This window comes from Labrys sp. KB_33_2 (assembly GCF_052114505.1).
GTDB lineage: Bacteria > Pseudomonadota > Alphaproteobacteria > Rhizobiales > Labraceae > Labrys.
The window spans coordinates 262,093-284,201 of the sequence record NZ_JBFREW010000004.1; the positions used below are offsets into that span (position 1 = coordinate 262,093).

Below are 22,109 nucleotides of genomic sequence, written 5' to 3' on the forward strand. Positions count from 1 at the left end.
CGGTCATGCGGGTGGGAGATCGCGGCCGGTGAAACGGCTCAGATCCCTGCTGAAATCGTTCCGGGAACGCCCCGTGATCGCGCGGGATTTCGACCCTGCCTTCTATGCCGCGCATCATCCCGATCTGCAGGATCTGCCCAGTGCCGAGCGCCTGTGGGCGCACTATGTCGAGCACGGCCGTCGAGAAGGGCGTCCGCGTAATCTCGACGAGGCGATCGCCGCTTGGGAAGAACGCTTCGGTCCGTTGCCGCCCTCCTTCGACGTCACCGCCTATCGCCTCCTCAATGAGGATCTCGGCCGCGCTTACGTGCATGACCATCAATTCATCCGTCATTTTCTGGAACATGGCAGACAGGAAGGACGGCCCTTCGTCGTAGACATGCCCATCGGCGGATCGAACGGCATTCCCGCCGGCGCCTGGCCTGCTCTGTTCCGCACGGCCGAATTCACGGCCATGGCGCAGGATTGGCTGCCCTCGATCACCTTGTCGCGTACCGAAGCGTTGCGCGTCTTCGTGGAGCAGGGAATCGAGCGTCTCGCTCCGATCAGCTTCAAGCACGGTTTCGATCCGCAGTTTTATCGCCAGACCTATGATCTGACCGATCCGGCCGACACGGTCGACCTTTACCGGAACTGGCTCACCGAAGGTGTTTCGGCCGGTCGTGCCCCCAACGAAACCGCCTTCCTGCAGCCTTATCTCGGTGAGCGCTGCTATCCCACGGATTTTGCCTGGCAGGCCTATAGGACGGGACTGCCACCGGCCGAAAGGGCCGGGATCGCCAATCGCGCCGGGGCCCTAGCGCATTTGTTCGAGCGGGGCTTCGAGGCAAACGAGGAAGTCGCGGACAGCACCGATTTCGATCTCCTTGCGGCGATCGGCGACTTTCAACTGCGGCGAGGCCGCCTCGGGCTGGCAGCCCGAGCCTATGACCTAGCCGAGCGGCACGATCCGGCCAGATTTGATGCCTCCCTGCTCTATCGGCGCGGTAAAGCCCGTCAGGCTCGATCCGCCGGCGAAGCCCTGTCCGATTTTCGCATGGCAATCGCACGGGATAACCATCCCTGGGATGCCGTGGAAGCAGCGGTCTCGCTGCTGATCGGCGAGAAAGCCTTCGAGCAAGTCCTGCACGTCCTGCGCGAGCAGCGGGAACGCTGGAGCGAGCGTGCCGATTTCCTCGCCTGTGTCCATCGCACCCTGGAGGCCTGGTTCGATCATGCCAAGGCCAGCGCTCTCGAGCTCTACGGTCGCGGGGCGCGCGAGAAGGCCGATGGTGTGATCGAGACAGCGCTGAGTGGGATCCAGGAGGCACTCGTCGCGCTCGACCGCCTGCCGCCCGCGCTACCGCCCCAAGCCGAAGGCGCCGTCGTCATCCTGGCCAACCAGGAACTGCGCCAATGCCGGCATTACCGGGTGGAGCAGAAACTGCGCCAGTTCGAACAAGCCGGCTTGCAGGCCCAGGCCTTTGCCGAGACACAAGCCGAAGCTTTCATCGCCGCCCTTACGGGCGCCAAGGCAGCGCTCTTCTATCGGGTCACAGCCTCGCCCGCCGTGCTGCGTGCGATTCTCCATGCCCGTGCCCTCGGCTTGCCGACCTATTACGAGATCGACGATCTCGTGTTCGACAGCCGTTATTTCCCACAGGATCTGGCAACCTATGAGGGCCAGATCACGCCGCAGGAGCATCTCCATCTCCAGCTCGGCGTGCCGCTCCATCGCTTTGCCATGGCGCTATGCGACATGGCAATCGCCTCCACATCCGCTCTCGCCCAGCACATGCAGCCACTGGTTCGCCTGGGCAGGTCCCTGGTGCTGCCCAACGGCCTCGACGCGCGCAACGACGCCTTCCTCGCGCACAGGCGCGAATTGCAGCTCGCCGATACACCAGTGACTCTGTTCTACGGATCGGGGACCAGAGCGCATAATCTCGACTTCACCCGGGCGCTGGCCCCAGTCCTCCTCGACCTCCTGCACGAATATCCGCGGTTGCGCCTGGTGGTCGCCGGCCATCTGCGACTCGGGCCGGAATTCACCGCCCATGCCGCCCGGATCACCCAGATCGGCTTCGTCGACGACATCGACGAATATTGGAGTGTGCTGCAGGCCTGCGACGTCAATCTCGCCGTGCTCTCGCCCGGGGAGATCGCCGATTGCAAAAGCGAGATCAAATGGCTGGAGGCCGCGGCCTGCGCCATTCCGTCCGTCGTCAGTGCCACAGCCACCTATCGCAAGGTACTGTCGCATGGCGTCGACGGCTTTCTGGCCGGAAACGAACAGGAATGGCGAGACGGCCTGAAGGCTCTGATCGGCGCCCCGAAGCTGCGCCTGGAGATGGGAAACCGCGCCCGCGAGAAAGCGCTGCAGTTCTATGCCATCGGCAGGGGCGCCGAAATTCTGGCGGCGACCTTCACGCCTTCGCAGTCGGAGTCCCTCGCCCAGCCATCCCCGCCACGGCTTAAACTACTGATATGCAACGTCTTCTTCGCACCGCAAAGTTATGGCGGCGCCACGCGGGTGGTAGAGGACAATGTCGATTATCTCATCGATCATTGCCCGGACATCGAGGTCAGCGTCTTCGCCAGCGACGAAGGGCGCCAGACCTATGAGGCCCTGAGCTGCGACAGTTACAGAGGCCGTCCGGTCTTTCGGGTTTCCGTCCCGCCGGACCGGCTCCGCGACTGGCGTCCCTTCAACCAGAGCCATGGCCAGGAATTCCGCCGAGTGCTCGATCTCGTCCGGCCGGACATCGTGCATTTTCACTGCATCCAACGCCTGGGCGCCTCCATCGTCGAAGCCACGGAACAAGCCGGGATTTCCTATCTCGTTACCCTGCATGATGGCTGGTGGATCAGCGACTCCCAGTTCTTCATCGATCGCGACGGCGTTCTGCAACTGCCCGATCAGGATCCGTTCAACATCTGCCCGGTCGAGGGCGTCCGTCTCTCCCAGTCGGTCGCGCGCCGCCAGGCTCTGGCCGCGCTGCTGGGCAAGGCTGCTGCCGTCCTCGCAGTGTCACAGTCCTTCGCCGCCCTCCATCGTCATGCCGGCATCGCCGCGGTGGGCGTGCTCGAAAACGGCGTCTCTCCCCTCCAGCTCCATGCGCGCCGCCCCAGAACGGACGGACGCCTCGCTCTCGGACATCTGGGCGGCCGCTCGATCCAGAAGGGCGCCATCCTGGTCGAGGCGGCCCTGCGCAAAGGCCGTTTCGAGCGGCTGGCTCTAACCATGATCGACCACACTCTCGCGCCGGATGAACGCCGGTCCACCTGCTGGGGCGCCACGCCGGTTCAGCTGCGCGGGCCTTGTCGCTCCGCCGAGGTCGCGACACTCTATGGGGAACTCGACGCGGTGCTGGCGCCTTCGATTTGGCCGGAGAGCTTCGGCTTGGTGGCCCGAGAGGCGCTTTCACTGGGCCTGCGTGTGGTGGCTTCCGACAGGGGAGCGATCGGCGAGTGCATCCGGGTGCCCGAGCAAGGCGCGATCATCGACGTCTCCAGCGATGCGGCGCTCACCGATATTCTGGGTGCCATGAACGCAAATCCCGAGGCGTGGCGCGCCGGATCCTCCCCAGCGCAGGCCCCCCTGCGTCAGTCGGCTGACCAGGGCCGGGAATTGGCGCATCTCTATCGTACCATCGCGCAGCGCTGAGCGCAGCGGATCGGGCCCGCTCAGGCCAGACGGCGACGAATGACACCCACCAGGCCGATACAGGTGAACCAAGCCAGGATCGAGCCCAGCAAGACCAGGCCAATATTGAGCCAGCGGCGCGGATAGCGGGGTTCCTCGGCCTCGGCCGGCATTTCGACGGGATGCAGATACAGCATCTTCCGTTCGCTGTAGATGCGCGCCATGTTCAGGCTGATCGAGGCCTGGGCATAGCGTCTTTCCGCGATCTTCTGCTCGAGCTCGAGATTGGCGAAGCGGCTGAGCTTCTGGGACAGGGCACCCTCGTCGCCCTGCTGCTGCATCGTGGTGATACGGCCCTGCATGCCCTTCACCTGCTCCTTGAGCGAGGCGATCCGCTGGGCGGCCAGGCGCATCTGGGGCGCGTCGGCTGCGATATAGGCCGAACGGGTCGCATATTCCGACTGCATCTTCAACAGTTGGCCCTCGATCTGGGTCAGAAGCGTGCCCAGATTCTTGCTCTCCTCCTTGATGTCGAAGACCCCTTCAGCGTTACGGGCCTTCTCATAGGCGACCCTCGTACTCTTGAGAGCCTCCCCAGCCAGCATCAAATCCCGCTCCGACGCCGCGACGGTGTCCTTGAACATGCGCTCATTGAGCTGGTTGATCATCGCCTCGCATTGCTCGATCACCGCGGTTGCAATCGTCTTCGCATCCGCTGCACTGAATGCCCTTACCCGCAACGTGACGATGCCGGATGGCATAGAGACTGCAGCGGAGGAATGTCGTGTCCAGTAAGCGGTAAATTTCTCGATCGGCAACGCAGCATTGAAGCGGGAGAAATGATCGATCTTGTCCGAGCTGTAATATTTGCGCAGATCCAGGGATTCCTGCAGCTTTGATACTAAAGTCTGACTCTCGGCATAGGATACGACGATCATCGTATCCTGCACGATCGCTATTGGCGGCAGGCCCGTGGCCGAGCCGAGATCGTCCATCTTGGGCAAAGCGCCGCTGGAGACCGTGAATTTGGCGATCGATTCATACTGGTCGGAAGCGATGAAACCGAAATAGCCTATCGAAGCGATATTCGGCAGAACCACGACAAGAACCAGCAGAACGAGGCGGATGACGCGTTCGCGCGCACGCCGGCGCTGGCCCTGCGCCCCATAGAAGGCCTGCTTGGACCGGCTGGAGAAGCGGGCGCGACGCGAAGCATCTGACAGCGCCCTGGAGACGGACCGCGTGCGTTCGATCGATCTGCTTTGCCGATCATCGATTTCAGTCTGGATATCGTTCATCGATCCGTCAGCGGTTCAAGCGGTTATACATGGCAATGGCATCGGGCACGTTCGGGTACATGGTCAGCCGTCCATCCGCCAGCACACCGCCACGGTCGCAATAGGTCGCGATCGTGCCCATCGAATGGGAGACCACGATCAGGCCGGCATTCCTACGCCTCTCGTCGAAAGCCTGCCGGCAGCGCAGTTGAAACTTGGCGTCGCCGACGGCCGTGATCTCGTCAATGAGGTAGACGTCGAACTCGATCGCCATCGACAAGCCGAAGGCCAGGCGGGCCGCCATGCCCGAGGAATAGGTCTTGATGGGGACGTCGAGATAGTCGCCGAGATCAGAGAAATCCTCCACGAAGCGAGCCGCCTTGGCGATATCGGCGCCATAAGCCCTGGCGACGAAATGTACGTTCTCGCGGCCCGACATAGCAGGATGAAAGCCTCCCCCAAACCCGATCGGCCAGGATATTCGGACGGATCGACGGATCTTGCCGCCATTAGGCATTTCCGTACCGGAGATCAAACGCAACAAAGTGGATTTCCCGGCCCCATTCACTCCCATCAGGCCATAGGAATAGGACGTATCGAAGATCATGGAGACGCGGTCGAGGATCATCTTTCGATGCTTCTCGACCTTGTAATACTTCGTCACATTGTTGAGTTGAATCATGTCGACCGAAGAACTGCCATCCTGGATTGACGCCCCATCCCTCGCGGACGACGGCACCATATCAGGTTCACGCTCAATTCACTATTCAAATGGCCAGGCACAGTATCAACGCGACCGTTCGAGGGCCGGCAGGACATGCGACAAAGCTTCTTTGTACCTTTCCTTGCTATGCTCTGATTGCAGCCTATCGCAGCTGCCTTGCCGGAGACGCTGCCACAGGTCTTCGGAACGGTAGAGCCGGACGATCGCTGCGGCGAAGCCCTCGGCATCGTCCACCGGCACGGCGAGCACTTCCTGTTCATGCTTCCAGCCGAGCTGAGCTGCCAGCAGATCGGTGATCACCGTGGGTACACCGAAGGAAGCTGCTTCGTAGACCTTGTAGGGCGTCCCCGCGGCAAAGCGCGTCGGTGCGATGGCGATGCGGCAGGCATCGTAGATCGGAGTGAGATCGGCCACAGGTCCATGCCAGGTGACCCGGCTATGCGCCAGGAAACGGTCGAGAGCCAAGCCCGGAGCGACGTAGCCGACCAGATTGAGCCGGGTTTCCCAGCCGAGTTCCGCCTCGACACGCGGCAGGATTTCCTCGATGAACCAGTTCAATGAATCGTAGTTGGGCGTGTTCTCGGCATAGAGGCTGCCGACGAAGACCAGGCCATCCCGGTCCTGGAAGTTGCGGAGGGTCGGGGTCACGGGCCGATAGGTCCCCACGACCCTGGCATGGGGGAAGCCGAATTTGTGCAATACTTCGGCTTCGGACGGGCTGACCGTGATGATCTCCTGGCAGAAATGCCCATGCTGGAATTCACGCGCCATGGCCTCGCCGAGATCGAAGGGTCTGTTTTCCCGCTTGGCCTGCAATTCCTCTCGAAGCGAAAATATCGCCTCCGTATCGAGGATGACGCTCGTCTTGTTCGGATTCAAATTGAGATCCTCAAGATATCCGTAAAGAAAATTCAGATTGTGTGCCCGACAAATCCAGATGCAATCGAAATAACTCTTTCTATCATGAATGAATTTATTGAAATCATGATGATTGAGATCGTGGATTATCTCGACGTTGTCAGGAAAATCCGCATAGATTTCGGTAAGTGGCGCTGCCGTGCCATGCACCGGGAATACCGTGACCTGATAACCCGCCTCCGCCATCACGCGGATGAGGTCATTACTGCGTACCGCACCGGCTCCGAGGCTGCGCAACGGTATATAGTCTTCGATATAGAGGATCTTCGACTGGATCCTGCCGGCGAAACGTGCCTCCAGTAGTGCCTCCGGCGTGTTCGGAAAGCGATGCTTCAAGGCCTGGAAATGCTTGGCGTGGAAGGCCTTCTGGTTCCTGTGCATCAGCCCGAACGCCGCGCCCGAGTCGCGCGAGCTGCCATATTCGTAATGGTAGACCACCACATTCGGATCGTAGACGACGCGGTAGCCTTCCTTCCACACCTGCAGACAGAGGTCGGCATCCTCGTAATAGGCCGGAGCGAATTGCGGATCGAAGCCTCCGATCTCTGCAATTAGATCGGCACGCGTCATCAGGAAGACCCCGGAGACGAAATCCACGTCGCGCACGAAATTCGCTTCCGGGCTGAGCGGGGCCCAGTCCCGCATATAGCCGTTCGTCTTGCCGTCCCGCCAGATGATGCAGCCGGCTTCCTGCAACTTTTCATTGGTGCGGATCACCTTAGCGCCGACCACGCCGATCTGCGGATCGGCCTCCAGCCGCGCCATGGCTGCGGCGATCGCCCCGGTCGACAGCTTCACATCATTGTTCAGGAACAGGATGAAGGGGGCATTCGCGTGCAGCAGCGCGCTGTTGCACGCGTGAATGAAGCCGACATTGGTCTCGAAACGCATATGCACCATGCCCGTGACATAGCGCTGGATCTGTTTGACCTCGTCGGTCGAGCCTGAATCCACCAGAATGAGCTGCAGGGCGCCGGCATAATTGTCGCGCAGCGAAGCCAGCGTCATCAATGTCATGGCCAGATGGTTGTGCACCACCACGATGACACAGACATCGGCGCGGCCGTCGACGGTGAAGTCGATCGGCCGGCGCGCATGTTGGGGGGCCATGTTCTCGGCATGGCTGAGGAACAGAGCGCGGGCCTGCTTCTCCGGCACGTCGATGGGGGCTCCGGTCGGCGCGAAGGGCAGCCCTTTCAGGAGGCCGACGGTAAGGAGATGGGCGAAGGGATCGACGACCTTGGCAAGCTCGGCATTCACAACCACGCTGGAGCGGCGGGCCCAGTAATATTGCAGATTGATATAGTTGGTGGGATTGCGCAGCTCATGCTGGCCATAGCGCAGGAAATGCAGATAGGCGTTACGGAACCACTTGCCCCTGCCGATGACCTTCTCGATATCCCCGTAGCGTTCGATGTAAAACCGTTCGCGGAAATGTTCGAGCGGATCGAAGGCGGAAGGATCTGGGTTCGACAAATAGTGATGCAGCGCGCATTTGAACCGCTGCTCTGCAACGGCCTGTTCGACGTCGGGATAATGCAGATAATACCAAGCGGCGTCGAAATAGGGGGACGTGGTGACATCCCCCCTGCCCTCGTCGATCCACGCCAGATAATGCTGAAACGCTGCCACGCCATGCGGCACAGGATGGCCGACATTGTCGGCCATGTGACGGCGATAGATTTGTGGCGAGAACAGCAGATGGGCCTGTCGGCCTTCCTGCGCTCCCCTCTTCAGATAATGGTCATAGAGATTGGTGAAGCCCCCCTTGATCAGGGCGGCATCGGTCAAATCCGCGTGAAGCTGTCGGTAAAAGCCTGGTTCGAACAGCCAATGGGCCGAGCGCTCGCTGCGCCCGCTCTGGCAATAATGCTCGAAACCACAAGTGATCCGCCCCTCGGCGATCTCCTGGGCCACCTGATCGTACTCGGAAACGTAGAAAGCCTCGTCGAAGTAACGATTGGGCGAATGCCCGAGCTTCATACCCTGGGTGAGATAGAACTCCAGCGGATCCGCTTCTTCGGCCGCAATGGGATAGGTTCGCCGATACCAATCCGGGTCGAACCGGCCCCATAGCGGCCCGCCTCCGTCAGCCGAACCCGTGAGCGTCTCCAGAACCACCCCTTCCAACGCCTTCCACTCCCCCAATACCCGACCGCGCTAGAGCACAACGCATCTCGGAAAAACGCCATTCTTCTACAACTATTTGTTTTTACTTGTATTTTCTGCTTCTCGCGACATCATTGGGTGCCACCTCCCTTGGTGTTGCCAAAGTCGGCAAAGAAGGTCTTGCGCTTGCCCTTCAGCCAATCGCGATCCTCCTGGCTGGCATCCTCGTCTTCCACGAAGTCTCCGGTCATGAAATAGGGCCAGGGCTGCTGTTCGGGCGGGCGCTTGAGAATATCGCGATAGATCGCGATCAGATCGCGCGCTTGGTCCGCGGCACTCCGGGGCTTCACGGCCAGAGCCGGCGGCGAATCGAGATAGCGCTCGGGAGAAGCGTTGATCTCCTCGAGCGTACTCAACAACGGTTCTATCGTGGCGACGTCGAGCACCCAGCCATTGATGCCATGCTCGATGCCTTCTCCGATCGCGCCGCGATCGGAGGCGATCACCCACAGGCCGGCAGCCGTGGCCTCGCGCGAGACCAGGCCGAAGCTTTCGGGCCAGACCGAGGGCACGAGCAGGACATCCTGCTGGGCGTAGAGCGTGTGCATGTCCTCCTGCTTGGTCTTGCCGACGAAGCGCACCAGCGTCTCGCCCCAGCGGGTTTCCAGCACCGGACCTCCGAAACGCTGATGATCGACGATCGTCAGTTCGAGATTGGCAAAACGGCCCTGTTTGAAGACAGCCTGCACGAGATGAAACCCCTTATGATGGGTTTCGCCACTGACCTGGACCAGGCGTATCTTGCCATTGGGGGAGCGGGTCTTCCTGACGCGCTCCATCGCCGGCACACCATTGGGTACCGAGCGCGTCGCCGGATAACCGGAGCGATGCATGATCTCGGTGAAGGCATCCGAGACCCCCAGAATGGCGGCGGAGCGCTCGAGCAGGATACGCAGGCGGCGGCGGCGTTCGAGCGAGCGCCCGATCGACTTGCCGAAAGGGGGCCTCGAGGGCAGCGCCTCTTCCGGCTCGACGGGCGCGCCGGTGACATCGGTCAGGAAATTGTAATCCGACACCCACCAACCGTCGTGGATGGTGTTGATATAGGGCACGCCCGCCCGGATGCAGGCCGTCATCAGGGAGGCACTCCCTCGCTGGGGGGAATGGATGTGCACCAGATCGGGTCGCCAGAACTCCAGCACACGGGCAAAAAGCTCGCCATAGCGCTCGTTGAAGGGGCGCCATTCCTGGATGTCCTCGATCGGGGAATTGGCTCGGAAGACCGGGATGCCCTTATAGTTCTCGACCCGGAGCTGATAGGCCTTGCGATTGTCATTGTCCGACGTCATCACCGCAAAATCGCATTCGGTGGCGAAGTTCGAGCCAATGAAGCTGTCGATATTGTCGCGAATGACACGCGTCGAACCGCCAATGGTCTGCGGCGGGAAGAAGATGTTGAAGAACAAGATCCGTTTCTTGCGCCTGGAGACCTGCAGCCTGGTATCGCTGCGCGTGAAGGCTGGTGCCAGCAACTCCTTGAAGCGCTCGGCGTTGCGTTCGAGGCTGTGGAAATTCACGGCCTTGGCGCGCGCGGCCTCGGCCATGGCCTGGCGGCGTTCGGGGGAGCGGATCAGCGTCTCGAGCGCTGTCTCCCAATCCTCCGATGTATGGGCGAGAAAGGCGTCGACACCGTCTTCGAGCACTTCCTCGTAGCGATGGGTGGCACTGACCACCGAAGGCACGTTGAAGGCGGCCGCCTCCAGCCATTTGATCTCGCTCTTGCAGTTCGTGGTCGGCGCGGGCACGAGCACGGCCATGTTGATGTCGGCCTCGGCCAGCAGCGACCAATAGGACTGCACATCCTTGGTCCATTCGAGCTGGGTGATGCGGTCCCGCATCGCATCGAAACGCTGGTCGAGCGAAAGATAGCCCACCACCATCAGACGCACATTGGCGTGGCGTTCCATGAGGTGCAGCAATGGTCCCCCGACGAGATCGAGGAAGTCGCTGTTGTGGGCCTTGGTGCCCGAGCCGTAGAACAGCACGACATCGTCATTGCGGCGCACGCGTGGAATGTGTTGCTGGAAATGGTCGGCGTCATGACTGTCGATGCCGTTGGGCAGCACGAAGCAACGGCCGGTGCGCACCAGCTTTTCCATGTAGCCAGCGAGCAGGGTCGTCGAGGCGATGCCGTAATCGCACATGGCAAGGGCCGCCCGGAACAAGGGCACTCCCATCTGCAGCGAATGATAGAAATTCTTGCTGACCGAAGCGCCATAGGTCTCGATCGGCTCGGGATAATGGGTGCCGTCGAAAATCAGGTCATCGATGTCGTAATAGCTGGGAATGCCGAGTGCCCGGCAGATCGAGATGGCGCGGATGTTCGACGGCAGGGCGGGCAAGCGATAGAAGATGGCCGCACTGGCGCCCGGCATGGCCGTGATGAACTCGTCGACTTCCGCCTGGGTGTAGACCTCCAGCTTGAGGCCGGCCACCTTGGCGATCTCGATCTTCTGGGTGACGCGATATTGCGTGCATTGCCGTAAATCGACATTGGCCAGCATGACGATACGCTGATCGGGCGTCGCCGGCAGCGGCGGGCCGGGCGGATCGAAGGTGTTCCACCAGCTTGCGATATCGGCGACCACCTTGGCCATGACATCGTCAGCCTCCTGACGACGCTCCTTGGCATAGAGCTCCTCGGCCGCCATCCAGGCTTCCCGGAATGCGGCGTCGATGGTCAGGCGCAATGCCTCGCGCCACCGAATGTCACCGCCGGAAGCCGTCCTGGTCTGGAGAAGCACCTCCACAGCCTGCTCCGGCTCGCGAATCTTCAGGGCGGCCTCGATGGCCTTGACGGCGGTCTTGACCTGGATCGAGCCAGCATCGATGGCCTGGCGATAGAGGGTCAGCGCCTCTTGCCAATTTTCCCGCGCGGCCAGGCAATCGGCCCAACGCTCCCGCTCCGCCAGGCCGAGCGGGTTCTTGCGGTCGACGAAGGCATAGAGGCTCGCCGCGCGGTCGGGATTTCGCGTCTTCAAGGCACCCGCCAATGCCAGCAGGAAGTCCGGCCCGCCGCTCGGCCCGAGGGGAATCTCGTGGGCCGGGATCGCATCGTTGACGGTGAGATGATAGAGCAGGTCCCAGCGATGCCTGGGCGTCACGCCAGGCCGGCTGCCATAGGCCCGCCAGTCGAACCCGGCAGGATATTCGAGCAGCGCCAGGCCATGCAGCTTGAGATGTTCGGCAGCATTGCCGGGCACCTTCGCTTTCAGTCCGGTAAACAGCCAATATTGATAGAGTTCGGCTGGCGTCTTGCCGGTCTGGGCCGGATTGGCATCGGCAAAATAGACCGGATCGAAGGCATGTGCGAAGGAGATCGGCGCCAGGCGCTCGAACCCTTCACGGATCATCGCCTGCAGGGCCTCCTGCTTGTTGGCGACCTCCCCGACCCAGCGCGAGTTCAGGAGGTTGAACTCCTCCAGATTGAGAAAACGCAGCCAATATCCATCCTGCAGCCCCTCGCGTTGCGCGAGTTGATCCAGGGTGGCAACCGCGCCGGCCGGTTTGCCGATGGACTGATAATGCTCGAGCAGGGCGTCGTTCGGCATCTGAACGCCCTTGAAATAGAGGGCGCGGTAGAGGTCGGCATCGAAGTGATAGGGAACCCGCCCTTCCTTGCGGCCATGCAACAGGAAATGCTTGGCCGCCGCATAGGACGAGCCGAGGGAGGCGAGATCCGGATAGCGGTCGAGATATTCCTTCCAGTCGAACAATTCCGGCAGCTTGCCATGCTCGGCTTCGAGCTCGGCAATGAACAGGCCGACGCCTTCCTCGCTATAGAGACGGCCTTCCGCCGCTCCATGACTGGCATAGTGTTTTTCGGCCCTGGCCTGCGAGAAGGATTGCAGATCGGTATGGGCGCCGACATAGACCTGCCAGTCGAAACCGGCGGGTAGATTGAGGTCCGGGTTGGCTTGTTGCCCTGACGGCACGAAATGGGGCGCCTTCATGATCGGCGCCAATTTTGTCCAGAAACGAGAGCTCTTGCCCATACTACACCGGTATTCGTAACACGCTTTCAATTCCGATCGCGGAGGCAGGTCAGTTCTCGTCCTGCAGCCGGGTCTCGGGCGGTAAAGACGCCCCGCCAAACGGCGGAACTTGGCCAAACGGCAAAACAATCATCCCTGGGCTGCTGGCTCCTGATTGGCATCTTCGTCGATACGTCGAACAGATTACTATCTGTTGACGATCGGCGTCGCCATGACAATGATATTTCGATCCAGCACGACATGTGGTTTGTGGATATAGTTTCACAGGAAATCATCAGCGCGAAAAAAACTGTAGGAGATATGAATCTTTCCTGTTTTCCTCGTTCAGTTGCTGATCTTCACCGGATTGAAAACAAACATCAAGCGGTCCCAAGGATTGGATCGCGAGGTAAAAACTGTGGAAGAAAAACGCCGTATATCTCCAATACAGGAATGAATGTGTCATTCCTGCACTTCCACCGCATCCCGGCAAAACCTATTCCAACTAGGAATGACCCGCTACGCGGCCGCTCTCTTGTGGACTCATCCGTTAGTGACGCTGCCGTTCCCGCTCGATTCGACCCGGTAGACTGGCAATTTTGCGTGAAGGTGGATCTCGAGCAGGATCGGGGGAGAGCCGTCATAGTCCAGCAGGTCGGCTGGTATCAGGGCGTCCCCGTTCGACCAGCGCCACATGACCTCACCTTGACGCTCGCAGGCATAAAACCCTTGCTCCAGCCTGGGATGATCGAGCGCGATCTCGCGGAGGCCATGCGCGCCACGCAGGCATAGGCGCCCTATGGCCACGCCGAGCAGACGCTCGTCATCTCCGGGGGGTTCGGCACAGCCGGATCGCGAGACGAACCGTGCCTGTTTGAAACCCGGCGGCACGACAAAGGTGTGGATAGCGCCCTCGATCGACACGGGCCTGTATTCTCGCTCGTCGAACCGCAGGCGTAGAGCCGGATCGCCCACCATCCTGTGATCCGCCATATCGGCTTGCGGCAGGGAGTCCAGCATGGGCTTACTTTCCATGGCCGGGACGCAACAGGCAGGGTGCGGCGGGGGGCGGCGGCGATATCAACGCGTCCGGGCCGGACTCAGGCCAAATCTCGAATGTCGCCGCGCGAGACAGGCAAGAAGGCGGGAGCGAATGCAACAGCTTCGCGAGACTGACCGACACCAAGCGATCCCTTCCGATGACAAGTGCCATTCCGTCCCTGGCGAGGCGCCGTCGACGCCGTGGCGCGAATACCTCTTTTGACTATACAATTGCACTTTCGGCTAATCTAGACCCTTTCCTGGACGGCAGCCGACGATGACCAGCCTGATAGCGGAGGCTTTGTCCAGAAAGGCTGGCAGGCGCTTTCAGCCAAGATAGAATTTGAAAAATCAAGATCTAGGGACGAATTCCGATGCAAGCAGATTCCTGCTGGCGTGGATGGCTCATCTGTCATCAGGTTCGTGCTGATTCGTCTGGCGTTCCAGCCATTTCTGCGCACTCAGCTTCCGGCTTGGGCTGAGCATGCGGTAGAGCGCAATGAGATCGGCCTCGTCCGGCGACAGGGTGGTCTCGATACGCTCCTCGGCGAGCCCGTTCAGCAAGGTGTCTTCACCGACACCCAGGGCCTGGCACAGACCGGCCAGATGCTTGTTGACACTGCCTTCTCTACCGGTTTCCCAAAAGGCGACGGCCGCGCGCGAAACCTCGACCGCGTCGGCAAGTTGCTGCTGGGTCATGCCGGCCGCCTGCCGCAATGCCCGGATCCGCTTTCCAAGTTCGGCGCTGGGCGAAACCTTCTGCCCCGCCTCGACGTCCTGATCCGCCAGTTCGGCCTGATTCTCGGCGATCCAGCGTCGGAATTCACTGCGGGAATGCGCATGCGGGGGGCCGTCGGCCGGCTCGGAACCCATGCGGTACAGCACCTTTCCCTTGAAGACGTCGACGATCACCCGCCGAGGGACACGGCGATTAGGAGACGTCCAAACCTGGCCAGGTTGCAGGATCGTGGCATAGCGCATGCCCCTGAAAAGCATGCCAGCCAGCCCTGTTCAAGGGCTGGCTGCTCTTGTCGTCGATATTGTCAGCCGTTCAGCACAGCATCCGCGGCGGCGTCACCGTCGACCACATAGGGTCCCGCAGCCAGGACCTGCAGGCCCAGCATGGCGATCGCGTTGGGGGCGCGCTCGCCGAGCGGCAGCATGGCATCGCCATCCGTCCAGCGGCGAGCCCCTTCCGGCACCGACCAGCCACGCAGATTGCGGGAGGTCAGATGGGTGTCGATCTCGCGGCGGACATTGCCGTCCTGCAGCGTGACGGCACCCACGAGCACGCCGAGGAAACGGCGGTCATCGACATAGGGTCCGATCGTGTCGGCCGGACGGCTGGCACGCGAGACGATGCGCACCGACCGCACATTCGAGGGGATCATGAACAGCGCCATGCCATCGGCTTCGCGAGCCTGGCGGATGATGCGGCCGCTCTCGGTGACCAGATGCAGATCGGCTTCGCGCGTCAGCACGGCCGGCTGCGACTGCAGCGGATCGTTGCGCAGGGCAGCCCGGGCCTCGATGGCGCGGAAGATCGGCTCGACGAAAGCGCGGTCGACGCAAAGCGGCGCCGCGGCATCAACAGCCCAGTCCTTGGCCTTGCCGGGGAACGGCACCACGCCATGCTGGTCAACGAAGTTCTTGCGATTGCCCGTGTCGAGATAGCTCTCCGAGAGCATGCCGTTGGCGTGGATGATGGCGTGCTCGGCCAGTTCGACATGGTAGTACGCGTAAGTCTGAAGGGAGAGATCGTAGAAAATGCTCCGGCCATTGACCAGCATGCGGACCGGTACCAGCCTGCCTTCGAAGAGGAAGCTGTGCTCGGCCGTGACCAGCAGATCCTGATAGGGCACGCCCTCGGCGATGGCATCCTTGAGAATACGCACCGGATATCCGCCCATGTCGAGGGAGCGGTTGGGATTGCTCATCACATGGCCCGAACCAATCCAGGTCACCGGACGCAGTTCATCCTTGCCGTTGATGGAAACGAAGACCTCGTCGCCGACCTGGATCTTCTCGATCGCAACTTCGCCAGTGGCCGTACGGATCAGGGTGCCAGCGAGGAAACAGACGACGGCCTGGTCGGTGATGGTCAGGGTGCTGCCATTGGTGCCGACGGTCAGCGGGCCCGGATCGCCAGGCGTGTAGGTGCCCGTATTGAGCGTCTGACCGGCGATAGTGGTTTGAGCAATAATGTTGCCGCCGGCGTCGCGTACCACAATGGTTTGGTTGGCGCCCGAGTTCGAGATCTGATAGGTGGCCGCCGCCGCCGAGGTGTTCTGGAACGCCAGATGGTTCAGACCATTGTTCGTCGCAAAACCATTGATGGTGGTGCTGGACAGATCGATCAGCGCGCCCCCCCCGTTAACGGTGAAGGTGCCGCCGCCGGGACCATAGTTGATCGTAGAACCGGTCAGCACATTGGCAAGGTTGTTGCCATTGGTAAAGCTGCCGCCATCCGTCAGATTGACCGTCGTGCCGCTCAGCGCACTCGCAATGACGCCGCTGGACAGCGTGGCGCTACCACCCGTGACATCGATTTCGAGGCCGGCAAGGAGGCTGGCACCCGATTGGATGGTCGCGTTACCGCCAACAAAGACCTTGTTGGCGGTCAGCGCCGGCAGAGTGGCAAGGATAGTGACATTGCCCGATACGCCTGGAGGAACGACATAGGTGCTCCCAAGCAAAACACTGGCAATGTTTACTGTGCCACCGTTGGTCGTAACAATATTATTAGTTGGCGCACTAAAGGATGAACTTCCAGAGGCGCCACCGTGAATAGATACGGTTGAATTAAAGGGATCTAAAATTCCATTAGGGTTGATGTCATAAATTACGCCGCCGCCATTCGGACCGAACGTTGCCATATCCTAGCTCCTGCCATCCCAAAAACGAGAATCATCCAATCCCCCTAATTTTGGGGGTGCTGCATACGCCTTTTTGATTACCACATAACGTTTGATTTATACAAACATAAATTTAACGCATGCGAGCTACCTGGCAAAGGCACAACCGGCCTGCTCCAAATAGGTCCAAAATGATAAATTGCCCTGAATTTCTTATCCCACTCCCATTACGGCCTCTTTGACCTGGCCGTAGATGTCGAGGTCGGCCTCGAGCAGCACCTCCGTCTCCGGCAGCCTGCGCAACCGTTCCGACAGGGCCTGCACCGGTGGCAACAGGGGAGCGATCTGCACGGCGCCCTGCGGCATGCGCATGATCTGTTCGAGATCCTCGGCGAAGGCATGGGGACGTTCGCGGATACCGACGACTCCGGCAGTGGCGAGATTGGCGAGCGCCGTCGCCACGGCGCCGCGCGGCAACAGCCCCTCGAAGCTCTCGGCCGCGAGCTGGCGTGCGAGCGGATTGGAGAGGATGGTAATCACCTCCCCCGGCATCTCGGCGAAGGCTCGGACCAATCCTTCCGCATCCGTCTCCAGAGTGGCGACGAAATCGATGGCGGGCTTGAAGACGGAGAGATCACGCTGTCCCAGCAGGGCATCGCCATATTTCGGCACCAGCTTGAGCGCCATCAGCCGCTCGGCCAATTCGTAATAGGGATCGTGCAGCAGGGTCACCCAGGTAAAGCGTTCATAGATCAGCGCGTCATATTGCTTGAGGGTGAGCCGCCCGCTCACATAGAGCGAATGCGCGTGCTGCAGATGGAAGATCTGGGTTGCCGTCTCGGCCCCCAGCCGCTCGATGCCGCGGTGGAAATAGTTGAAATGCTGCTTGAGCGCGGCATCGAGCCCCCAGAGCGGAAACAGGTGGGTCTCCAGCCTGAACAACCGGTTGGGCAGGCCCTCGTCATCGAGATTGCGGCGATAGATCAGGATACCGCTTTCCTCGTCCACCACCTCGACATAGCGCAGGGCGCCGAGGCCGGGGACATTGGCGTCGTTGAGCAGGAAACCGCACAGGCCGTTGAGGTGGCGGCCCGCCGTCACCAGGGCCGGACGCGGCTCGCTGCAGCGGATTCGCGCCACCACCTGCCCGGCAACGAGAACATGCAGGATCGGCGTCTTTTCGTAATCGTCCGGAACGACATAGCCGGTGATCTCACCGCCCTCGTCCGATTCGATATTGAACAGCATGACCTTGCCCGATTCCTGGAGCAAAGTGCGCTTAGACGGAAACGCTTGTTTGCTCTCACTCTTTGGTTCCAAGCCAATCCTACGGATTGGCTGGAGTCTCTTTGCGATTCTTGGCGATTACGCCAAATCGCGAAACGCTTTAAGCTGGGTTTTTCGGCCGCATTGGCTTCACCACAGCAGCGACTCCTCCTCGAGCACACGCAGCAGATATTTGCCGTAGCTGCTATTCTCGACTTTCTTGGCGAGGTGGCGCATCTGATCGGCGTCGATCCAGCCGCTCGAAAAGGCGATCTCCTCCGGGCAGGCCAGCCGCACGCCTTGCCTGTGCTCGAGAACGCGCACGAATTCGGCGGCCTGCAGCAGGCTGTCGGGCGTGCCGGTATCGAGCCAGGCATAGCCTCGCCGCATGCGCTCCACATGCAGGTTGCCGCGCTCCATATAGATGCGGTTGATGTCGGTGATCTCGTATTCGCCGCGCGCCGAAGGCTTGATGGTCCGGGCGATGTCGACCACCTCGGCATCGTAGAAATAGAGCCCCGTCACTGCCCAGTTGGATCTGGGCTGCTTGGGCTTCTCCTCGATCGAGGTCGCCACCGCATTCTCGTCGAAGCCGACTACGCCATAGCGCTCGGGATCGGTGACGTGATAGGCGAACACCGTGGCGCCCTTCTGGCGGGAGACGGCCGAGCGCATCAGGCCGGGCAGGCCGGCACCATAGAACAGGTTGTCGCCCAGGATCAGCGCCGAGGGCTGCCCGTCGACGAAGTCGGCCCCGATGACGAAGGCCTGGGCCAGGCCGTCCGGACGCGGCTGTTCGGCATAGCTCAGCTTCAGGCCCCACTGCGTGCCATCGCCGAGCATTTTGCGGAACAGCGGCAGATCATGCGGCGTGGAGATCAGCAGGATTTCACGAATACCCGCCTGCATGAAGGTGCTGAGCGGGTAATAGATCATCGGCTTGTCGTAGATCGGCAGCAATTGCTTGGACGTGATGCTGGTCATCGGATAGAGCCGGGTGCCGCTGCCGCCGGCCAGAATGATACCACGCATGCTCAACAAATTCCTTGATCAAGGCCTCACGGACGGCCGATTGCGATAAACACGCCCTGGCATCAGGGCGAAGCAGAAGAGGATGAGCCGGTGCCGGCGCGCGCGCCCAGCAGGCGGGATACGCAGTCGCCGACCGAGGCGCGCCAGTCGGGCAAGACAATGCCGTAGCGCTCCTGCAGCTTGCCCGTATCCAGCCTGGAATCGGCGGGGCGGCGGGCCGGCGTGGGGTAATCCTTGGTGTCGATCCGCCGGACGCGGGCCGAGGGGCCGCCGGAGGATGCCGATGCCGCAAACACCGCCTCGGCGAGGTCGGCCCAACTTGCCTGTCCGCCGCCAGCGACATGGAACACGCCGAACAAGGGGGTGTCAGCCGCCTTCTCGTCCACGACTTTCTCGTCCAAGACCCGCCGGGCGATCCGCAGCAAGGCCTCGGCGAGATCGAGGGCATAAGTCGGGCTGCCGAGTTGGTCGGCCACGACGCCGACCTCGTCGCGCTCGCCGGCGAGCCGCAACATGGTCTTCACGAAATTCTGCCCATAGGGCGAATAGACCCATGAGGTGCGGCAGATGACATGGCGCGGATTGGCGGCGGCAACACGCAGCTCACCGTCATGCTTGGACGCGCCATAGGCGCCGAGCGGACAAACCCGATCCTCCTCGCGATAGGGATGCTGCCAACCGCCATCGAAGACATAATCGGTCGAGATATGCACAATCGGCACGCCGAGCCGCTGCGCGGCCTGCGCCACAAGCCCCGCACCGGCGGCATTGACCGCATGCGCCTTCTCCGGCTCGCTCTCGGCCCGGTCGACTGCCGTATAGGCGGCGGCGTTGATGATCACGTCCGCGCCCGTGCCAAGCAGCACGGCCGAAACCGTCGCTGCCTCGCTCAGATCAAGTTGGGGACGGCCGAGACAGACGATATCCACGCCCGAAGACGCGCCGACGGCCCGCAGGGAGTGAGCGAGCTGCCCCTCCCTGCCCGTCACCACAATACGCATCGCGAAACCTCCTAAGCCGCTTCCTCTTGACCGGGCCATGGCACAATCGAGAGGAAGCCGCAGGATATTGAACATTTGCAGGGTTTCTCGATGAGGCTCATCCGCAGGCCTCATCGAGAAATCCTGCTTGGATCCGACAGCCAGCAGGCTCAGGCGCTGACGAGCCCCAGCCGTTCGCCGGCATAAACCCCCGAGCGGATCGGGCGCCACCACCAATCATTATCGAGATACCATTGCACCGTATGCCGAATGCCGGATTCGAAGGTCTCGACGGCTCGCCAGCCCAGATCCGTCTCGAGCTTGTCGGCATCGATGGCGTAGCGCTGGTCATGGCCCGGACGGTCGGGCACGAAGGCGATCAAATCCCGTCGCGGACGCGAGCCGCCGACAAGGCCATCCAGGACATCGCAGATGGTTTCGACGACACTCAGATTGCTACGCTCGCTACGCCCGCCGACATTATAGGTCTCCCCGGGCCGGCCCGTCCGCACGATCGTCCACAGGGCACGGGCGTGATCCTCCACGAAAAGCCAGTCACGCACATTGCTGCCATCGCCATAGACCGGCAAAGTGCGGCCCTCCRGCGCGTTGAGAATGACGAGCGGGATGAGCTTTTCGGGAAAGTGGTACGGCCCGTAATTGTTCGAGCAATTGGAGATCAGGACCGGCAAGCCATAGGTGCGCATCCAGGCCCGTGCGAGGTGATCGGACGCCGCCTTGCTGGCCGAATAGGGCGAGCTCGGATCATAGCGCGTGGTCTCGGTAAATAGGCCGTCGCTGCCGAGCGAGCCATAGACCTCATCGGTGGAGACATGCAGGAAGCGGAACGCGTCGCGGTCCCGACCCGAAAGCGTGCGCCAATAGGCACGGGCCGCTTCCAGCAGGGTATAAGTTCCCACGATATTGGTCTGGATGAAGTCGTCGGCTCCGGCGATCGAGCGGTCGACATGACTTTCGGCGGCCAGATGCATCACAGCGTTCGGGCGGAAAGACGCCATGACCGCGTCCAGCTTCAGCCTGTCGGTGATATCGCCGCGCATGAAGCGATAGTTTCGTGAGCCGGCTATCGAACGCAGCGAATGGGGATTGCCCGCATAAGTGAGCTTGTCGAAGTTGAGCACCTCGACATCCCCCTCGCCCGCCAGCAGGCGCACCACAGCCGAACCAATGAAGCCTGCACCGCCTGTCACCAGAACACGCATCATGCGACGCCTTCCCGTTCATGATCGTAGAAAAAGCAATCCGGCAAATCCTTCAGGGCCGGCAGTTCGAGGTCCTTTGCCGAAAGGACCGGCCCCTGCGCCGGCACAGGCCAATCGATGGCAATGGCCGGATCGCTCCACAAAATGCCGCCGTCGTCGGCGGGGCTGTAGTAATTGGTCACCTTGTAGGTAACCAGCGTATCCGGCTCCAGCGTGCAATAGCCATGCGCGAAACCGACGGGCACCCAGAGCTGGTCACCGTCAGTGCCATCGAGACGAGCCGAAACATGCTTGCCATAGCTAGGCGAGCCCTTGCGAATATCGACGGCAACATCGAGTATCGCGCCCCGAATGACCCGGATCAACTTGCCCTGCGCCATCGGGGAGCGCTGGAAATGCAAGCCCCTCAGCGTACCGACTGCCCCGGATAGAGCCTCATTGTCCTGAACGAACTCGACATCAGCCACCTGCTGACGAAACGCGCGCGCATTGAAGACTTCCGAGAAATACCCACGCGCATCGCCGAAGCGCCTCGGGCGGACCCGCACCACTTCGGAAATGGACAAACGCTCGATGATCATCAAACTGGCACTCGTCAGAATTTATAATGATTTATTTGAAATTCATTACAGGTGTCAAGTTTATATTTCTCGTTAATGTGAAAAATAAAGTAGAATATAATTACATTATCGAACGGCGCCGTATTAAATGCAAATCTAAATAAGACACAATATTGCGTACAATATAAATAAATATATATGACTTCATGATGTCATGACTTAACTTAAGTATATTTCTTTGTAAAAATCAATAATTAAAATATAAAATTGTAATCTTCAGAGTTATATTTTGACTTCGCTATTTTTTAGGTCAGATTCATAAAAATTAATATATGATTTTTACAAAAAATCTCTACGCAATGCAAAAATGTTACTAATATGTACAATATATAGAAAAAAACATCGCGTTAATCAAATAAACCTTTAGGGAAATTTGCGATAATCCGAATATATGCACACTCCGCC

At 60.6% G+C, this 22,109-nt stretch carries 13 protein-coding genes; 1 reads left to right on the forward strand and 12 read right to left on the reverse strand.

Going from position 1 to position 22,109, the window contains the following annotated elements; translation table 11 throughout:
* Positions 1-28 precede the first annotated feature (28 nt).
* Entirely contained in the window at positions 29-3,646 is a 3,618-nt protein-coding gene (locus AB4037_RS09625; protein WP_441771358.1) for a glycosyltransferase, read from the forward strand.
* A gap of 20 nt (positions 3,647-3,666) precedes the next feature.
* On the opposite strand, the gene AB4037_RS09630 is transcribed toward AB4037_RS09625, so the two are convergent.
* The 12 genes from AB4037_RS09630 to rfbC all read right to left on the reverse strand — a co-directional run bounded on the left by AB4037_RS09630 (position 3,667) and on the right by rfbC (position 21,665).
* Complete coding sequence (locus AB4037_RS09630) at positions 3,667-4,923, reverse strand: lipopolysaccharide biosynthesis protein (protein ID WP_434955001.1); 1,257 nt, start codon at positions 4,921-4,923, stop codon at positions 3,667-3,669.
* A gap of 7 nt (positions 4,924-4,930) precedes the next feature.
* Positions 4,931-5,584, reverse strand: a complete 654-nt coding sequence (locus tag AB4037_RS09635) for an ABC transporter ATP-binding protein (protein WP_434955000.1) — start codon at positions 5,582-5,584, stop codon at positions 4,931-4,933.
* 105 nt (positions 5,585-5,689) lie between these two features.
* Entirely contained in the window at positions 5,690-8,665 is a 2,976-nt protein-coding gene (locus AB4037_RS09640; RefSeq protein ID WP_434959583.1) for a glycosyltransferase, read from the reverse strand.
* A gap of 119 nt (positions 8,666-8,784) precedes the next feature.
* Positions 8,785-12,666, reverse strand: a complete 3,882-nt coding sequence (locus AB4037_RS09645) for a glycosyltransferase (protein ID WP_441771359.1) — start codon at positions 12,664-12,666, stop codon at positions 8,785-8,787.
* A gap of 564 nt (positions 12,667-13,230) precedes the next feature.
* Positions 13,231-13,707: a hypothetical protein gene (locus AB4037_RS09650; protein ID WP_441771360.1), complete on the reverse strand. Its 477-nt coding sequence runs from the start codon at positions 13,705-13,707 to the stop codon at positions 13,231-13,233.
* A gap of 426 nt (positions 13,708-14,133) precedes the next feature.
* Entirely contained in the window at positions 14,134-14,640 is a 507-nt protein-coding gene (locus tag AB4037_RS09655) for a helix-turn-helix domain-containing protein (protein ID WP_441771361.1), read from the reverse strand.
* Between the two features lie 131 nt (positions 14,641-14,771).
* A complete protein-coding gene (locus AB4037_RS09660; protein ID WP_441771362.1) occupies positions 14,772-16,424 on the reverse strand; it encodes a Hint domain-containing protein in 1,653 nt (550 codons plus the stop codon).
* A gap of 372 nt (positions 16,425-16,796) precedes the next feature.
* Positions 16,797-17,831, reverse strand: a complete 1,035-nt coding sequence (locus tag AB4037_RS09665) for a hypothetical protein (protein WP_441771363.1) — start codon at positions 17,829-17,831, stop codon at positions 16,797-16,799.
* Positions 17,832-17,999: 168 nt separating this feature from the next.
* Positions 18,000-18,881 (reverse strand): glucose-1-phosphate thymidylyltransferase RfbA, encoded by an 882-nt coding sequence (rfbA, locus tag AB4037_RS09670; RefSeq protein ID WP_434954994.1) that lies wholly within the window; start codon positions 18,879-18,881, stop codon positions 18,000-18,002.
* 62 nt (positions 18,882-18,943) lie between these two features.
* Positions 18,944-19,882, reverse strand: a complete 939-nt coding sequence (gene rfbD / locus AB4037_RS09675; RefSeq protein WP_441771364.1) for a dTDP-4-dehydrorhamnose reductase — start codon at positions 19,880-19,882, stop codon at positions 18,944-18,946.
* 149 nt (positions 19,883-20,031) lie between these two features.
* Positions 20,032-21,084 (reverse strand): dTDP-glucose 4,6-dehydratase, encoded by a 1,053-nt coding sequence (rfbB, locus tag AB4037_RS09680; RefSeq protein WP_441771465.1) that lies wholly within the window; start codon positions 21,082-21,084, stop codon positions 20,032-20,034.
* A complete protein-coding gene (gene rfbC / locus AB4037_RS09685; RefSeq protein WP_441771365.1) occupies positions 21,084-21,665 on the reverse strand; it encodes a dTDP-4-dehydrorhamnose 3,5-epimerase in 582 nt (193 codons plus the stop codon). The genes rfbB and rfbC overlap by 1 nt, the downstream gene beginning before the upstream one ends.
* Between the last annotated feature and the right edge of the window lie 444 nt (positions 21,666-22,109).

Bases quoted from the DNA above. Each gene is read 5' to 3' on its own strand.
- AB4037_RS09630 (WP_434955001.1), bottom strand. From the start codon at position 4,923: ATGAACGATATCCAGACTGAAATCGATGATCGGCAAAGCAGATCGATC.
- AB4037_RS09635 (WP_434955000.1), bottom strand. From the start codon at position 5,584: ATGATTCAACTCAACAATGTGACGAAGTATTACAAGGTCGAGAAGCAT.
- AB4037_RS09645 (WP_441771359.1), bottom strand. From the start codon at position 12,666: ATGAAGGCGCCCCATTTCGTGCCGTCAGGGCAACAAGCCAACCCGGAC.
- AB4037_RS09650 (WP_441771360.1), bottom strand. From the start codon at position 13,707: ATGCTGGACTCCCTGCCGCAAGCCGATATGGCGGATCACAGGATGGTG.
- AB4037_RS09665 (WP_441771363.1), bottom strand. From the start codon at position 17,831: ATGCTGTTCAATATCGAATCGGACGAGGGCGGTGAGATCACCGGCTAT.
- rfbA (WP_434954994.1), bottom strand. From the start codon at position 18,881: ATGCGTGGTATCATTCTGGCCGGCGGCAGCGGCACCCGGCTCTATCCG.
- rfbD (WP_441771364.1), bottom strand. From the start codon at position 19,882: ATGCGTATTGTGGTGACGGGCAGGGAGGGGCAGCTCGCTCACTCCCTG.
- rfbC (WP_441771365.1), bottom strand. From the start codon at position 21,665: ATGATCATCGAGCGTTTGTCCATTTCCGAAGTGGTGCGGGTCCGCCCG.